The following is a 15,930-nucleotide window of genomic DNA, read 5'->3' on the forward strand; positions in this document are numbered from 1 at the left end:
CATATACTACTGATATGGACAATCTAATTGTTTTCAAGATAGTTGGTTATGCTTTTCTTTGTATTAATTGGAATTGTGTTATAATATGATAATTGTAGGTTTTCTCCTGACATGTTTGAGTTAGGGAAAAATCTTCAAAACGTCACTTTTGAAATATATACTTTGGAGGAAGGAAAATGTCGTTTGCAGATTTCCCTTTTTTAAAATATTTAGCGAATACAGTAGACATTATCCTTGTTTGGTATGTCATTTATAAGATTATTACAATTATCCGTGGGACAAAAGCGGTACAATTGTTGAATGGAATATTTGTTATTTTAATTATTAAAATGTTAAGTGACTATTTCCAACTACAAACATTAGGCTGGATGATGCAGCAGGTAATACAGTGGGGTGCATTAGCCCTTATTATTATTTTCCAGGGAGAATTAAGAAGAGCTCTCGAACAATTGGGGCGAGGGAAGTTTTTTTCACGATCCGTTGTTCAAGAACATGAACTCCAAGCCCAGTTAGTGGAATCCATTGTAAAAGCAGTAGACTATATGGCTAAACGAAGAATTGGTGCGTTAATCACAATTGAAAGAGAAACAGGAATGAGTGATTACATAGAAACAGGTATAGCGCTTGATTCAAAGATATCTGCAGAGCTATTGATTAATATTTTTATTCCGAATACTCCACTGCATGATGGAGCCGTTATTATACAAAAAACAAATATTGCCGCAGCTGCATGTTACCTTCCTCTATCGGAAAGTCCCTTTATTTCAAAAGAGCTGGGAACTAGACATAGAGCGGCACTGGGCATTAGTGAAGTAACAGACAGCTTAACCGTCGTTGTTTCAGAGGAAACGGGTGCAATCTCCATAACGAAAAACGGTGATTTGCACAGAGAATTAAAACTAGATGCATTTAGAGAAATGTTATCTAGTGCCTTGATAACACCTTCTACCAAACAAACCACGTCTAGTAAGTGGAGCTGGAAGGGGAAGAAAAATGAGTAAATTGTTTAATAATGTAATAGGTAAAAATTGGTTTACAAAAGTTTTATCCTTAGCTTTTGCTCTTTTACTTTTTTCCTATGCATATGATCCCAATGAAAGTTCAACAGATGTAAATGTTCCAGGTGATTCTGAAACTGTTATTTTAGAGGATATTCCGGTAACAGCCTATTATGATACTGAAAATGTAGTTGTCACAGGGATACCGAAAACAGTTACCGTCACTTTAAGAGGTCCAACGGTTCATATACAGCAGGCTAAATTGAAAAAGGATTTTGAGGTATATGTTAATTTAGCAAATGCTAATTTAGGAAGTAAGACCGTTCCCCTTCAAATAAAGAACTTATCTGATAAAATTAGGGCAACGATTGATCCCGAAACGATAAAAGTCACGGTTAAAGAAAAGGTTACTCAAGAATTTAATGTAGAAGCAGAATTTAGCAGTAACGCTATTGCGAAGGGATACGCTGCTGGAACACCGAAAATTGAGCCAAAAACAGTTAAGGTTACAGGAGCAAAAGATGAGATTGAAAAAATTGCCTATGTAAAGGCAAATGTAAATCTTGATGGAAATACAAATGAGGCAGTAAGCCAACAGGCGAAGGTTTCTGTATTGGATGGTAGTTTAAATAAATTAAATGTGCAAGTGGAACCAGAAATAGTAGAAGTGAATATTCCTGTCAAAAGAACGAGTAAAACAGTACCTATAAATATAGTGGAACAAGGTAAGCCACAGGATGGTATAACGATTGACTCGATAACTTTGGATACAAAGGAAGCAACTATCACTGGTCCAGAAGATGTTTTAAAAGATGTGGAAAGCACAAGAGTTGAAGTTGACCTAAGTAAAATAGAAAAGGATGAAGAATTAACATTACCTGTCATTATATCCAATGGGGTAACATCTGTTGATCCAGAGCTTGTAAAGGTTACAGTAAAGGTAACAGCAGCACAGCAAGAACAAGAAAAAGAACAGAAAGAGGATGAGCAGGAGAATCAAGATTCAGAGGAAGCCGCGACGACAGAAAAAACAGAAACAAGAACGTTAAGCAATGTACCTATTACTATTATAGGCTTAAATAGCGATTTGGAGGCAACCATTACTAAACCAAAAAGTAGTAGTACAAGTCTTCGGATTTCTGGGGAGCAAAATAGGGTAAGGGAATTGAGTGTCTCTGATTTTAATCTCTATATAGATTTAACAGGAATGGATGATGGGGAGCACGAAGTCCCTATTAAAGTAAATGGGCCTGACAATATAGATTGGGAACTAGCTACGAATACGGCGAGTGTGTCTATTACAAATAAAGAGGCTTAACATAAAACGTGATCTATACTAGTTAGAAGGAGCGATATAGAAATGGGTAAATATTTCGGTACGGACGGAGTACGAGGTGTGGCAAATAGTGAACTAACACCAGAAATAGCGTTTAAGCTAGGAAGATATGGTGGTTTCGTCCTAACAAAAGACCACGACAGACCAAAGGTATTAATCGGACGAGATACTCGTATTTCCGGACATATGCTGGAAGGAGCGCTTGTAGCAGGATTGCTTTCCATTGGTGCAGAAGTAATGCGCTTAGGTGTTATCTCTACACCAGGTGTATCCTATTTAACAAAGGCATTAGGAGCACAGGCGGGAGTAATGATTTCTGCATCGCATAACCCGGTCGCAGATAATGGAATTAAATTTTTTGGTCCTGATGGTTTTAAACTATCGGATGAGCAAGAGTTAGAAATTGAAGCACTTATTGATCAAGCAGAAGATACGCTGCCTAGACCAACGGGTGCAGATCTTGGTCAGGTTGATGACTATTTTGAAGGTGGTCAGAAGTATCTGCAATTCTTAAAACAAACAGTGGATGAAGAATTTGCAGGTATTCACATTGCATTAGATTGTGCACATGGAGCAACTTCTTCCTTAGCAATGCATTTGTTTGCAGATTTGGATGCGGATATTTCTACAATGGGCGCATCACCGAATGGATTAAATATTAATGATGGCGTAGGTTCTACACACCCTGAGGCGCTTTCTAAATTTGTCCTAGAAAAAGAAGCAGATGTTGGGTTAGCCTTTGACGGTGATGGTGATCGTTTGATTGCTATTGATGAAAATGGGGATATCGTTGACGGCGATCAAATAATGTATATATGTGCAAAATACTTAAAAGAAACAGGAAGACTCAAAAACAATACAGTTGTGTCTACTGTCATGAGTAATTTAGGCTTCTATAAAGCGCTAGAACAACACGCAATTACGAGCATTCCAACTGCTGTTGGAGACCGTTATGTAGTCGAAGAAATGCGTAATAATGGCTATAACCTTGGTGGAGAACAGTCAGGACATATTATCTTCCTTGACTACAACACAACAGGTGATGGTCTTTTAACTGGGCTGCAATTAGTTAATATTATGAAAGTAACAAAGAAAAAGCTATCGGAGCTTGCAGGAGAAATGAAGAAATTTCCGCAAAAATTAGTGAATATTAGAGTGACAGATAAATTTCATGTAACAGATAATGAAAAAGTAAAAGAAGTAATTGCAAAAGTGGAACAAGATATGAACGGAAATGGAAGGATTTTAGTTCGTCCTTCTGGAACAGAGCCACTTGTACGTGTGATGGCGGAGGCTCCAACAGAGGAATTATGTGAAGCTTATGTGAATGTTATTTCCGAAGTTGTTAAAGAGGAAATGGGTTTACCAGAAGAATAAACTTAAACACATAAGGGACTTATACTAATATCTATGCAATTTGGAACACAATTAGCACGATAGAATACATTATTAGGGTGAAAGACATTTCCGAAGGAATGTTTTTTACCCTATTATTTTTTCCGCTTTTCGTGTCGGAATGTATCCTACCTCAGTTAATGAAATAAAAATTTACGATTTTGTCATAGGATTGTATTTGACGGAACGATTCTTGGTAGGGTATGATTAAATTGCTTTTTGAATAAAAGCAAACCTGTTGTTAAGGAGGATAGGAGTTATTTTAGGAATTTGAAGCGCCTGGACTAGTAATGGACGACACGAAACTAGTTGACGAGGAGGAGGTTTATCGATTTTTCGGCGGATGCCTCCCGGTTGTATTAGCCAATCGTAAGTCATACTTTAAAACATTAAGGTAACTTAATGCACAAAGAGTAGGGCATGCTAATCAGAAGCGTAATCTTTAAGTTGTATTATCTACAACCTTTTGTTTTTATCTGTCTTTATGCAGGACAAAAGATGCAGTATATTACGACTTATAACCCCAAAAAAACAGAGATAAGGGAGCAAGTTTGTTCCCTAAATAGTGACTTCTTGCTCCCTTAGAACGGAGGAAAAGAAGTATGTGCGGAATTGTTGGTTATATTGGAAATCAGGATGCGAAAGAGATTTTATTAAAAGGTTTAGAAAAACTAGAATATAGAGGCTATGACTCAGCTGGTATTGCATTAAGCAATGGAGAGGGAGTTCAAGTTTTTAAAGAAAAAGGACGAATTGCTGACCTACGCAGTATTGTGGACGAAGAGGTATTTGCACCTGCTGGAATTGGTCATACACGCTGGGCAACTCATGGCGTGCCAAGCAGATTAAATGCGCACCCACATAAAAGTGCATCAGAACGCTTTACAATTGTTCATAATGGCGTTATTGAAAACTATGACTTATTAAAGAAGGAATATCTTGCTGATATCACTTTGAAAAGTGATACAGACACGGAAGTCGTTGTTCAACTTATTGAACATTTTGTAGAAGCTGGAAGTGATGTAAAGGCAGCATTTGTTCAAACACTAAAGTTATTAAAAGGGTCTTATGCATTTGCCTTATTAGATGAGCAAAACAAAGACATGATATATGTAGCAAAAAATAAAAGCCCATTATTGATAGGTTTAGGGGAAGGCTTCAATGTTATCGCAAGTGATGCAATGGCTATGCTTCAAGTAACTGATCAATATGTGGAATTAGTAGATAAAGAAATTGTGATCGTGACAAAAGACGAGGTAACGATTGAAACATTAGAGGGAGAGGTTATTTCCCGGGAAGCATATACGGCAGAACTAGATGCTAGTGATATTGAAAAAGGGACATATCCTCATTATATGCTAAAAGAAATTGACGAACAGCCAGTAGCTATTCGCAAAATTATTCAAGAATATCAAGGCAAAGATGGAAAGCTGACAATTGATCCAGCGATCGTGGAAGCGGTGAAAGCTGCCGATCGTCTGTACATTGTAGCTGCTGGTACATCTTATCATGCCGGTCTTCTTGGAAAGCAATTTATTGAGAAATTAGCAAAAATCCCTGTAGAGGTTCATGTTGCAAGTGAATTCGGCTATAATATGCCGCTGCTTTCTGAAAAGCCACTGTTCATCTTCATTACACAAAGTGGAGAAACAGCAGATAGCCGTGCTGTACTTGTGCAAGTGAAGGAGATGGGGTATCCAACTCTAACAATCACAAATGTACCAGGCTCCACATTGTCTCGTGAAGCGGACCACACCTTATTATTGTATGCTGGTCCGGAAATTGCAGTAGCTTCTACTAAAGCTTATACTTCGCAAATGGCTGTATTGTCTATCCTTGCAGAAGTAACAGCAAGAAACAAAGGCTACCAGATAGATTTTGATCTTATTCATGAATTAGGTATCATTGCCAATGCCATGGAAGGCGTTTTTGAAGATAAAGAAGAGCTAGAGGCTATTGCTCGAGAATATCTGGAAACATCAAGAAATGCTTTCTATATCGGGCGCGGCATTGATTACTATGTTGGCCTTGAAGGTTCTTTAAAGCTAAAAGAAATCTCTTACATCCAAGCAGAAGGATTCGCAGGTGGAGAATTAAAGCATGGAACAATTGCTTTAATTGAAGATGGAACACCTATTATCGCATTAGCAACACAAGAGAGTGTTAACTTAAGCATACGTGGTAACGTGAAAGAGGTAGTAGCTCGCGGAGCAAACCCATGCATCATTTCAATGAAAGGCTTAGAAATGGATGGCGACCGCTACATCGTACCAGCTGTGCACGACCTGTTAACACCCCTTATCTCTGTAGTACCATTACAATTAATTGCTTACTATGCAGCACTTCATAGAGGCTGTGACGTAGATAAACCACGTAACTTGGCTAAGAGTGTTACGGTGGAGTGATTTATTTTGTAATTCTTTATGTGAGTTGTCTTCAAATAAAAGTTCCCTTCCTTAGATAAAATTAAGGGTTCTTAGATAAAAATAACGTTCCAATTCCGAAGGTTCTCCGGTACTTTTCCCGGCAGACCTTCGGTTTTTTTTATGCGAAAAAGCGGGTGAAAACCAGATTGAAATCCAATGGGGATTCGGCAAATTTTCATTCTGTTTTTAGGTGCAAATTCAATCGCTTCGTTCTATTCCATATTCCTCCAATCCCTTGTCCAATAAGGGTTGGGACTGACTTTTTGTAGTGGAATATAATTAAAGGGGAGAATTGGAAGAGAATAATAATCAAATAGAAGGTGTATTACATGATGCTGGTATGTTTGTAGGATTAGCAGATGATCGTCCTATTGGATATGGCCGTTTGATATATTATCAGTAATTATTCAATCCAAAGAGGTGTTCAAAAAACAATGGAGCTATAAACTATTTGCCAATTAACAGATAGAAACCATGCAGTGTTAGGTTTTACTTATTTTAGTATTTATTAAAATAAGTAAAACAGATAAAATAAGATTAGATATTAAAGTATTCATAAAGTGAGGTATTTCTATGAATAATGAATTATTTGAGAAAGTTTTGAGTAAAGATGGATGTAACATCCACTATTGGGTTTCAAATAAAGGAAAGAGTTCATGGTTAATATTCTTACATGGTGCTGGTGCTGATCACGAGATGTTCAATGAGCAAGTACCAATTGTAAGTAATGAGTTCAATCTCTTGCTTTGGGATGCAAGAGGTCATGGTTTATCTAGGCCCATGGGTGATAAATTTAGTATAAAGTTATTGATGGATGATTTAGTAGAGATAATGAATAAAGAAGGTATAAAAAAGGCGACATTTGTTGGTCAATCAATGGGTGGCAATACAGCACAAGAGATGGCATTCTATTATCCATATAGAGTAGAGAAGCTAGTATTGATTGATTGTACTTGTAATACAATGAAGTTGACAGGTTTAGAGAGGTTTTATTTGAACTTAACCCCACTTATTATTCGGATGTACCCATGGAGCTACTTGGTTAACGCAAGTGTGAAAGCAAGTGCGATAAAACCGCATGTACAATTCTATTTGAAGCAGGTATTTGATCTGGTAGGAAAAAAGGATTTTATGAAAATATTTTTAGCAACTGCAGCATGTTTACATTATGAAGAAGAATATAAAATAAACAAACCTATCTTGCTTGTTTATGGAGAACATGACCAAACAGGAAATATTAAAAGAATTGCTTCTTCATGGGCATCTAGTGAATCAAATTGTAGGTTGTTTGAAATATCCAATGCAAGTCATTGTGCTAATCAGGATAATCCTTCACAATTTAATACTGTTTTTTGGGACTTTTTGAATGATCAATAGATAACTGTAAAAAGAGAGGTATATTCAGTCATGGACGTTAATAAGTTGGAGTATGATGAAGAAAAACAGGTATTTGTAGAAAAGTTAGGTATTTATTATGAGGACTATGGGATTCCACGAATTGGTGGAAGAATTTTAGGATTATTATTAGTTTCTAATCAACCTATATCAGCTGAACAAATGTCCAATCTTTTAAAGGTAAGCAGAGGGAGTGTATCGACAAACGTGAGACTCCTAGTTTCTATGGGATTGTTAGAGAAAGTATCAGCTGTTGGAGATAGAACAGATTATTATTCCGTTAGTGAGTCCATATGGGATAATGCCATAAAAACGAGGATTGATGGTTTTAAAAACTTGAAAAAAATTGTAGAACTAGGTTTAAAAGCATTAGAAGAACACTCTGATGCAAATAAGAAATTTTCTGAAATGCTCCTTTGGGTTGATAGTATGATCTCTAGTCATGAAAAAGTGTTGTTAGAATGGAGGAAAGAAATCAAAGATAAAAATTAGTAGTAGATATAATTGAGCAGGAACATCAGGTGGTCCAGTCTATAAAAAAGATTTATCATTTAAAACAAAGTTCGGTTATTTAAAATAAAGAATGATAATTTATAATAAAGTTTGTTTAAAATCCTGTTTTTACAGGATTTTTTTCTTTAACTCTAGGGTAGCGTTTATCGAAAAAAGATTAACGCTTTTTTATTGTAATCAAAAGGTGCAGTTTTAGATTTAAAATAAAGTTGCAACTTCGCAACATAAATACTCTATTTCCTGAATATCTTTATGACATAAAATCCATCACCTCCCATTCCTCCGATACTAATCAAACATACAGCTCTTTTTACAAGAACTTCAATTCCTTGCCGGGCAATTTGGTTTGTCTTTTGATCACTTGTCAAAACATGCCCATATTGATTACATGTTTGTCTATGCCATAAAGAAAAAACAAAATAAAACGGAGGTGGCGATGTGATTTCAATCAGTTTATGCATGATTGTAAAAAATGAAGAAGCTGTTATTGGACGGTGCTTAGATTCTGTGCAAGGGATAGCTGATGAAATAAACATTGTGGATACCGGTTCAGTTGACAAGACGAAGGACATCGCTGCCCGTTATACAGACCGGATTTTTGATTTTGAATGGACTGATGATTTTGCGGCTGCCCGAAATTTTTCGTTTCAGCAGGCAACGACCGACTATATTTTATGGCTTGATGCCGACGACGTGTTTACTGAGAATGATCAAGAGATTTTATTGGATTTAAAAGGAACGCTAGATCCGCGTATTGACGCGGTCTCAATGAAATACCATTTAGCTTTTGATGAAGAAAATAACGTCACATCCAGCTTAAGAAGGTACCGGCTGGTAAAACGCGAAAAAAGCTTTAAGTGGATTGGCGCCGTCCATGAATATTTGGAAGTGTACGGAAACCTTCACCACAGTGAAGTTGCAGTTTCTCACCTTCCACTTAGCCATGACGCAGATCGCAACCTCCGAATTTATGAAAAAATGGCCTCGTCAGGAAAGGATTTTTCTCCAAGAGATTTATTTTACTATGCGAACGAGTTGTGTGATCACGGAAAAATGGAGCAAGCAATTGAGTATTATTTACGGTTTTTACAAATGAAACAGGGATGGGTCGAGGATAATATCAGAGCGTGCAATAAATTAGCAGACTGCTATCATTCATTGGGGCTGAAGGAAAAAGAATTAAGCTGGGTGCTCCACACGCTCGTCTATGGACCGCCTAGAGCAGAAACCTGCTGCAGGTTGGGATACTATTTTTTAGAAAAAAACGATTTTCAAAGTGCGGTCTATTGGTATGAAAAAGCAATAGAAAACAAAGGAGCAGAAAACCTGGCTTTTCAAAACCGCGCCTGCGCGACCTGGCTTCCCCACCTGCAATTAGCAGTCTGCTACGATAAACTCGGCCAGCATCAGCTTGCCTATCAGCATAATGAATCGGCATTACAATACCGTCCCCATGATTCAAGAATGCTAGCCAACAAAAAATATTTTGAAGATATCCTTCAGCAGCAAGCTAGCTCCGGGGGTGAACAGCATGGAAATCAATAAAAGGTAACTTTTAAGGAAGGAAATGAGAAAGAGAGGAAAATCACTAAAAGGCAATTACAATTTTTGAAGAAATGAAAACCAAAGCGAAAACAGCCCTTAAATGTGAAGAGAAGGCCGCAATCTACGCTCGTCGGAAAATCGAAGTAGAGAGTGCGTTTGGTCACCATTAAAGGCTATCGGTCGTTCCGCAGGTTTTGCAGTGACCCCCAAAAATTAAACACATTATTTTAACCTATGGTCTGAGTTCGATATTCTGTTGGACTCAGACCATTTAGTTTTGTTTTAATTCGTTTATGGTTGTAGTAATAAATATATTTTCTAGTTCTTTTAAAAAATGCTCTTTATTTTTAAATTTCATGGAATAGAAAAACTCTGATTTTAGAATGCCAAAAAAATTCCCCATTACCGCATTGTCGTAACAGTTTCCTTTTCGCGACATACTTTGTGTGATTTTCCGTTCCTTTAAGGATTCACGATAAGACTTCATCTGATAATGCCATCCTTGATCCGAATGTAACAGGAGATTTGTATATTTCTTGGGCAAGCGCTTCATAGCCTTTTGTAACATTTCCGATACTAGCGAATAGGTCGGTCTAGATCCTGTGGTATACGTAATAATCTCTTGGTTAAATAAATCTAAAACAGGAGATAAATAGACCTTTTCGCCAAATAGCTTGAATTCGGTGATATCTGTTACCCATTTTTCATTCGGTTTTCTTGCAGTAAAGTCTCTTTTCAATAGATGGGGAGCAGTTTTTCCTACTACTCCTTTATAAGACTTATATTTTTTCAATCGAATCATACATTTTAAGCCTAGTATTTTCATGATTCTTTGCACTTTTTTGTGATTGATTTTATATCCCCTGTTCTTTAATTCACTCCAAACACGACGATATCCATAACGGCCTTTATTTTCAACAAAGATAGAGGTAATCTCCTTTTTCCAATTTTCATCGGGATCTGGCTGATTCATTAACTTAACTCCATAGTAATACGTACTGCGACGAATATTCGCTATTTTGCATAACTTATTCACCGGATATTCATGCCTTAGTTCATACACGACCTTTATTTTGTCTTGTTTGGTGACTTTTCCTTGTCTTGAACTAAGGCATTCAACTTTTTTAAATACGCATTTTCCATACGTAATCGTTCTAATTCTCCCTTTATTTCTTTGATTTCATCTTTCTCTGCTTGTCCTTTTTTCTCCATGGTAGATTTCTCCTCTTTCTTGGAAACAAAGGCTACTTCCCCTAGACGATTATACTTCTCCTCCCACCGTTGGATAGTATACGGGGAAGGTAAGTTAAAGTAAGTGGCAGTATTCAGATAAGATGCCCCTGTCTCTACACGATATTTTAGTACCTCCAGTTTAAAGGAGGGTTCATACACCGTGCAACTATTTCGGGGCATTAGTGCCTCTACTCCATGCATTTGATATAACTTCCACCACTTTATGACTGATTTTTTATCGATCCCGATACGATTAGCAACTTCAAGAAAGGAAAATTTGCCACTTTCATATAGTACAATAGCTGATATTTTTTCTTCTATAGTCCACCGTTTTCTTTTATCCATACAAAAGCCCCAATTCTTGTGGTGTCCAATAATTGGGGTGCAGTTCAGTTTTCGTTGAGGGGGCTCATTAAGGTTCATGTCGAGTTTGGGATTGTGGCATTGGCCCACAACCTATTGAAAGTAGCAGGCATCCGCCAGCTACTTTCAGATAGAAATCAACAGAATAGAAAAGCAAGAGGAGAAAAACGAACCTTTTTCTCCTCTTGCTTTATTTTAGGGACTTTTCAGACAGCCCTTCTATTTTGATACGCGTGGATTTATGAGCAAATACATAGCAGTGAACTGAATGTGTATTTAAGAGAATCTAATTGCGTTTATCTCCAAATTTAGTGCGCTGCTGCTACTCACATTACTTGCTGTGGTAAAGATTATCCTAACCTCATAGGAAGTCGTACCAGTGACTGTTGCAGTCTCTACATACGTTGTAGCAATTGGAAATCTTGACGTAATTGCAGCATTAACATTTCTTTGCACGGTGCGTGTATTTACAAATACTCCGTTTCTATAAACTCTAGTTTGGAAAGTAAAGTTCGAGTTAGCTGTCGTTGTCACATCCACAGAAATGGCAAAATCTAATTTTATTAATTGGCCAGTGACTGTTGGCACACTTAAAGTCCCAATTGACGTTTCAGTACCATTAACAGCAACTGAAACTGGGCCTGCTACCTCATTGTAAAACAGTTGCGGATTTGCCCCTGTTGGTCCAGTTGCCCCTGTTGGTCCAGTTGGTCCGGTTATTCCAGTTGGTCCAGTTGGTCCGGTTATTCCTGTTGGTCCAGTTGCCCCAGTTGGCCCTGTTGGTCCAGTTGGTCCAGTTGGTCCAGTTGGTCCTCTACTACCTCCACATGAGTTAAGTTGAGCGCACATTCCTGTCACTACTTTCAGCAAAAATTTGTGGAATCAAAGATACAAACTGATTAATATTGATAATTTAATGAAAAAGAAACGGTTACATTTGCAGTTCCAGTTCCTCCTGCCCCAACAATACCTATTGAATTGATACCATTCAAAGTGACTGATCTACTTTCTCCTGGCGCTACTGTAAATCCCGCAACTGCTGTTCCATTAACTGTAAGAGAAGCTGTGGGGCCAACTCCTACAATCCCATTGTTTTCTACCATTATTGTTCCATTTATAACAAAAGAAGTTCCATCTTCCCAAACTGGAGTAGCTACAGCTCCAGTATCTCCTAAATCAATCGTGAAACATACAGCATCGTTTACAAAGCCAGTTTGCTCGTTACTACAACCGCCCAAAATAGCCATAATTATCCTCCTCAATTTGTATTATCTTTATAAGAATATGTTATAAAAAACAATTTCGATTGGATAATCAACCTAACTTAAAAATATTTAATAGTTTTAATAATGTGATTCAGCTGAACTTCTATTTGTCCTTTCAATTTTCTTTTTGATGATTCGATCTTAAGACACTCGAGATCTTTAACCGTAATAGAGCAACTTTCTCCTTTATTCACACCTAATGAATATAAATTTTCTTTAGTCTGAAGAATAATTTTAATCGAACAATTCTTGGTATCCTTATGATGAAGAGTGACTGTAGCAGTATTAGCAAAGTTAGTTTCGTTGTTCCATAAAATACCTGTTTTATTTTCATTTGTTAAAAAACAAATTTCAAATTTATCCTTTATACTTGGTTTTAAAATCAGATAATCATATACAGGAATTTCAACTTCACCAATACCACAAAAAAAAGAAATATCAATCAAAATACGTGAATCTGAACGATACAAAGCTTTATTGGCACATAATGTTTTCATACAACAAGGAACAAGTAATTCTAGGACAACACATTTTCGCAGTTCATTAACCGAAATGACCTTAAAATAGCATGTATGGAATAGTTCTCCATTCGATATGCCAGATGCAATAAAATGTTCTCCTTCTTGATTAATTAAAAAAACTGGTGTTACAGCAAAACATTCATCAACTTTTATTTGTTTTTCATTACTTTGAATTCGTTTTAGTTTTTCAATGATGCAGCCTGTCAAGTTAAACCAACTCAATTCATAGCTATAAAAGTTAAAGTAGCTTTTTATAACTTATAATATGCGACATAAGACTAATTGTGCATTTGGTGAGAATACACCTTCATTGACTTGTATATGCCCCTTTGATTTGGTTCAAGTGCATCTAAACCGCAAGCCTCCATCTTTTTCCGCCAATCATGCACTATTGTATAACTAGAGATTCTAAAAAGAGTTGCGGTATCCATTAACGACGCACCAGACCGAATTTTTGGGTTGAAAATCCTAAAATACAACATCCAAAGGCAGTTGTGGAATTGGTATTTTGTGACTCTTCAGTAATTCTGCTACTTAGCAAAGATAATGCCTTATCCGAGAATTTTAGAAAACTTTTGAAGACTGGAAGGGTTTAAATTCCTACAATCGTTCGTAAACCTTATTGAGGGGGCATTAGTTCAATAAGAAATAATCAAACTTTTTTATAAAACCGAAAATTAAATATGCCAAAAAGGAATCCATTTTGATCAAACTTTATTTCAAAGCAACAGTGAGTGTGGCTTTGAAATAAAGTTGCGATGTTTTGAAGAAAGTCACGAACTTTATCCCTTTAGAAGGGGTGTTTTTATGTCTAAAAGAAAAAGAGCATCTGAAATTGAGAAGTGGATTAAAGAAGCTAATTAGAAAAAATGGTAGAACATTGGACTGCTCATAACTTTGATTTAGAGATATCAAGATATTAACTCCTGACACAGCATCAGAATATACATTTCTTTAGATACATGGGCATTTTTATAATGGTACTGCATTCTTAGTACTGATTATGAGTTAGATGATTTTAAATATATGTTAGGATAGCTAAACAGTAAAATCATTAATTTCTTTCACAAGAAAAGAAGTACCACACATTTAGAGTCAAATAAAATAAATAAATATAGATTTCAAACGCCAATTATGAAGAAATATCCATTAGTTTGATTAGATAAAGAAGACTGCAGATATATAGAATAGTTAATAAAATTTAACATAAAAATACAGAAATTCAGCAAGCAGAAGATAGAATAAATGATTAGATTTCGGAAAAATTTGAAGAGGATGAGATAGAACTGTTGGAAACGGAATTAATGACATAAATATTTTATATTTAAACTTTTTTACAAGATAATGGATAAATTTAAAATAAGAAACTATTTTGCTCAAACTTTAATTAAAATGGTTCCTTTTATTCACTTACAGTACCGTAATAAGAGAAAGAGTCATTAACCAGTTTTTAAATATTATTGCATATTATACCAAGTATAATTAGAATAGTTATGTAAACCACTAAAATGGAACAATTAGATTTGAATTCGCAAAAAATCATTTGCTAAGCCAAAATAACAAGCTAAAATCCCCATCATAAGTGATAAGGATTGTACATTTGTGAACTCATAATAAGTCCGAAAAAAACCAGTGCCTATTCTAGACTGACACTGGTTTCTGGTTTTTTTATTTATCTTGGTAAGTTAAAGGTAGCAGATTTTCCTTTGAATTGGTCTTTGCCATCTGTACCGACAAATGGACCAAATCTCATATCAAACTTTTTATATATTTCAAATTCATCTTTTCTAAGTAGGAAAACATGCAGTTTTTCACCTTTTTGTCCCGCAGCAATCTCCCTTTGTTCACGAGGTTCCACCATACCCTGACTTAACACTTTCGCACGATTGTCATCAATATTAAGAGTAGTTTTTAGATTCGATATGTCAACAGGTTCTGATGTTTGATTATCAACATTCAATTTGACAGTCACAGCCACAATCCCATTATCACCAAAATTTCTAAAGCGTTCTTTATTGGCTTCTGTTGGAATCACTTCAGTATATTGTACACCTTCAAGGGTAATTTTCACTTTATCTATCTCTTTGGTATCATTAATTCCAGATTTTTCAAAAATCATTTTTTTGTCAGCCATATTATCAGTCGTTAAACGATCTTGATAAAATTGGGGTTGTTCAGCTGTTTGTTTTGCTTGTTCTTCGCTATAAATAAAATCATAAGCCGGCGACTGCTGCATGTTACTATTTTTAGCTTGGTCATTATCAGCTAAACCGCCTTCAATTATATATTTTGGTTTTACTGTTTTTAATTTTTCAAATTCAGCATCTGATAATCTGAAACTCATTAAGCCAGTTACCTTCTCGCCAGCTTCATATAAAGTAATCTTTTCTTTATTCTTTTTGATTCTATTAATCTGCTGATCTTCAGGTACAAGAGTTTTCCAGTCAGCCGGAATATAATCATACTCATTGCTTAGCTGGATCTTATGATTATTATTATAATACATTGGTTTATCGGTTCCATTTTCAATGGTAACTTTAGTCGTTATTACGTATCCATTATTCTGGCCATCAAAACGCAACTTAGAATCTTCGTTCATGTCTGTTACTTTAACAATTTGGTACTCGTTAACGGATACTTTGAAACCTTTAATATCATTTAAAAATCCAGGTTCTTTATTGGTATAAACCACTTCAACATTTCCTTCTGTTTCTTCTGCAATACTTGGATTCAATACCTCACCTGATTTAGTATCTGATTCTTCTGCTTTTTCATTCGTTTTCCCTTTATTACTTGTTTCCTCTGTTTTAGCCTTTGAATCATTCTCCTTTGGAGATTCAGAAGCTTTTTCTTCATTTCCGCAAGCCGCCAACAATAACATTGCTGCAGAAAGGATTGATACCGATAATACTTTCGTTTTTTTCACATTTACACCCCTTC

Annotated in this window: 12 protein-coding genes and 1 pseudogene; 7 read left to right on the forward strand and 6 right to left on the reverse strand. The window is 36.0% G+C overall.

Features of this window, described 5'->3' with window-relative positions; all coding sequences use genetic code 11:
• Positions 1-176 precede the first annotated feature (176 nt).
• The 7 genes from cdaA to NSS71_RS22770 all read left to right on the forward strand — a co-directional run bounded on the left by cdaA (position 177) and on the right by NSS71_RS22770 (position 9,608).
• Positions 177-1,001 carry a diadenylate cyclase CdaA gene (gene cdaA, locus NSS71_RS22740; protein ID WP_047943946.1) on the forward strand — a complete coding sequence of 275 codons (825 nt, stop codon included), beginning with the start codon at positions 177-179 and terminating at the stop codon, positions 999-1,001.
• Positions 994-2,316 carry a CdaR family protein gene (locus NSS71_RS22745; protein WP_047943947.1) on the forward strand — a complete coding sequence of 441 codons (1,323 nt, stop codon included), beginning with the start codon at positions 994-996 and terminating at the stop codon, positions 2,314-2,316. Before cdaA ends, NSS71_RS22745 begins: the two co-directional genes overlap by 8 nt.
• Before the next feature lie 42 nt (positions 2,317-2,358).
• Positions 2,359-3,711 (forward strand): phosphoglucosamine mutase, encoded by a 1,353-nt coding sequence (glmM, locus tag NSS71_RS22750; RefSeq protein ID WP_047943949.1) that lies wholly within the window; start codon positions 2,359-2,361, stop codon positions 3,709-3,711.
• 620 nt (positions 3,712-4,331) lie between these two features.
• Positions 4,332-6,134, forward strand: a complete 1,803-nt coding sequence (gene glmS / locus NSS71_RS22755; protein WP_061800741.1) for a glutamine--fructose-6-phosphate transaminase (isomerizing) — start codon at positions 4,332-4,334, stop codon at positions 6,132-6,134.
• A gap of 594 nt (positions 6,135-6,728) precedes the next feature.
• On the forward strand, positions 6,729-7,532 hold the full coding sequence (locus NSS71_RS22760; RefSeq protein ID WP_061800739.1) for an alpha/beta fold hydrolase: 804 nt from the start codon (positions 6,729-6,731) through the stop codon (positions 7,530-7,532).
• A gap of 30 nt (positions 7,533-7,562) precedes the next feature.
• Positions 7,563-8,042 (forward strand): GbsR/MarR family transcriptional regulator, encoded by a 480-nt coding sequence (locus NSS71_RS22765; RefSeq protein WP_061800738.1) that lies wholly within the window; start codon positions 7,563-7,565, stop codon positions 8,040-8,042.
• 459 nt (positions 8,043-8,501) lie between these two features.
• On the forward strand, positions 8,502-9,608 hold the full coding sequence (locus NSS71_RS22770) for a tetratricopeptide repeat-containing glycosyltransferase family 2 protein (protein ID WP_061800736.1): 1,107 nt from the start codon (positions 8,502-8,504) through the stop codon (positions 9,606-9,608).
• A 227-nt stretch (positions 9,609-9,835) separates the two neighbouring features.
• On the opposite strand, the pseudogene NSS71_RS22775 reads toward NSS71_RS22770, so the two are convergent.
• The 6 genes and pseudogenes from NSS71_RS22775 to NSS71_RS22795 all read right to left on the reverse strand — a co-directional run bounded on the left by NSS71_RS22775 (position 9,836) and on the right by NSS71_RS22795 (position 15,916).
• Positions 9,836-11,186, reverse strand: a pseudogene (locus NSS71_RS22775) (IS3 family transposase).
• A 294-nt stretch (positions 11,187-11,480) separates the two neighbouring features.
• Entirely contained in the window at positions 11,481-12,053 is a 573-nt protein-coding gene (locus tag NSS71_RS22780) for a collagen-like triple helix repeat-containing protein (protein WP_341152061.1), read from the reverse strand.
• A gap of 50 nt (positions 12,054-12,103) precedes the next feature.
• The gene (locus tag NSS71_RS22785) at positions 12,104-12,451 is read right to left on the reverse strand and encodes a DUF3992 domain-containing protein (protein ID WP_341152062.1); all 348 of its coding nucleotides are present in this window, start codon (positions 12,449-12,451) and stop codon (positions 12,104-12,106) included.
• Between the two features lie 77 nt (positions 12,452-12,528).
• A complete protein-coding gene (locus NSS71_RS22790; RefSeq protein WP_061800730.1) occupies positions 12,529-13,197 on the reverse strand; it encodes a CotZ-related putative spore coat protein in 669 nt (222 codons plus the stop codon).
• A gap of 71 nt (positions 13,198-13,268) precedes the next feature.
• The gene (locus tag NSS71_RS25755; protein WP_373694332.1) at positions 13,269-13,472 is read right to left on the reverse strand and encodes a helix-turn-helix domain-containing protein; all 204 of its coding nucleotides are present in this window, start codon (positions 13,470-13,472) and stop codon (positions 13,269-13,271) included.
• Between the two features lie 1,190 nt (positions 13,473-14,662).
• Positions 14,663-15,916 carry a DUF5068 domain-containing protein gene (locus NSS71_RS22795; protein ID WP_061800728.1) on the reverse strand — a complete coding sequence of 418 codons (1,254 nt, stop codon included), beginning with the start codon at positions 15,914-15,916 and terminating at the stop codon, positions 14,663-14,665.
• Between the last annotated feature and the right edge of the window lie 14 nt (positions 15,917-15,930).

Source organism: Niallia sp. FSL W8-0951, assembly GCF_038006525.1.
GTDB classification, from domain to species: Bacteria; Bacillota; Bacilli; order Bacillales; family Cytobacillaceae; genus Niallia; species Niallia circulans.

Coding starts and splice junctions, on each gene's coding strand:
- NSS71_RS25755 (WP_373694332.1), bottom strand. CDS start 13,472: ATGTTGTATTTTAGGATTTTCAACCCAAAAATTCGGTCTGGTGCGTCG.
- NSS71_RS22745 (WP_047943947.1), top strand. CDS start 994: ATGAGTAAATTGTTTAATAATGTAATAGGTAAAAATTGGTTTACAAAA.
- glmS (WP_061800741.1), top strand. CDS start 4,332: ATGTGCGGAATTGTTGGTTATATTGGAAATCAGGATGCGAAAGAGATT.
- NSS71_RS22760 (WP_061800739.1), top strand. CDS start 6,729: ATGAATAATGAATTATTTGAGAAAGTTTTGAGTAAAGATGGATGTAAC.
- cdaA (WP_047943946.1), top strand. CDS start 177: ATGTCGTTTGCAGATTTCCCTTTTTTAAAATATTTAGCGAATACAGTA.
- NSS71_RS22785 (WP_341152062.1), bottom strand. CDS start 12,451: ATGGCTATTTTGGGCGGTTGTAGTAACGAGCAAACTGGCTTTGTAAAC.
- NSS71_RS22780 (WP_341152061.1), bottom strand. CDS start 12,053: ATGTGCGCTCAACTTAACTCATGTGGAGGTAGTAGAGGACCAACTGGA.
- NSS71_RS22765 (WP_061800738.1), top strand. CDS start 7,563: ATGGACGTTAATAAGTTGGAGTATGATGAAGAAAAACAGGTATTTGTA.
- glmM (WP_047943949.1), top strand. CDS start 2,359: ATGGGTAAATATTTCGGTACGGACGGAGTACGAGGTGTGGCAAATAGT.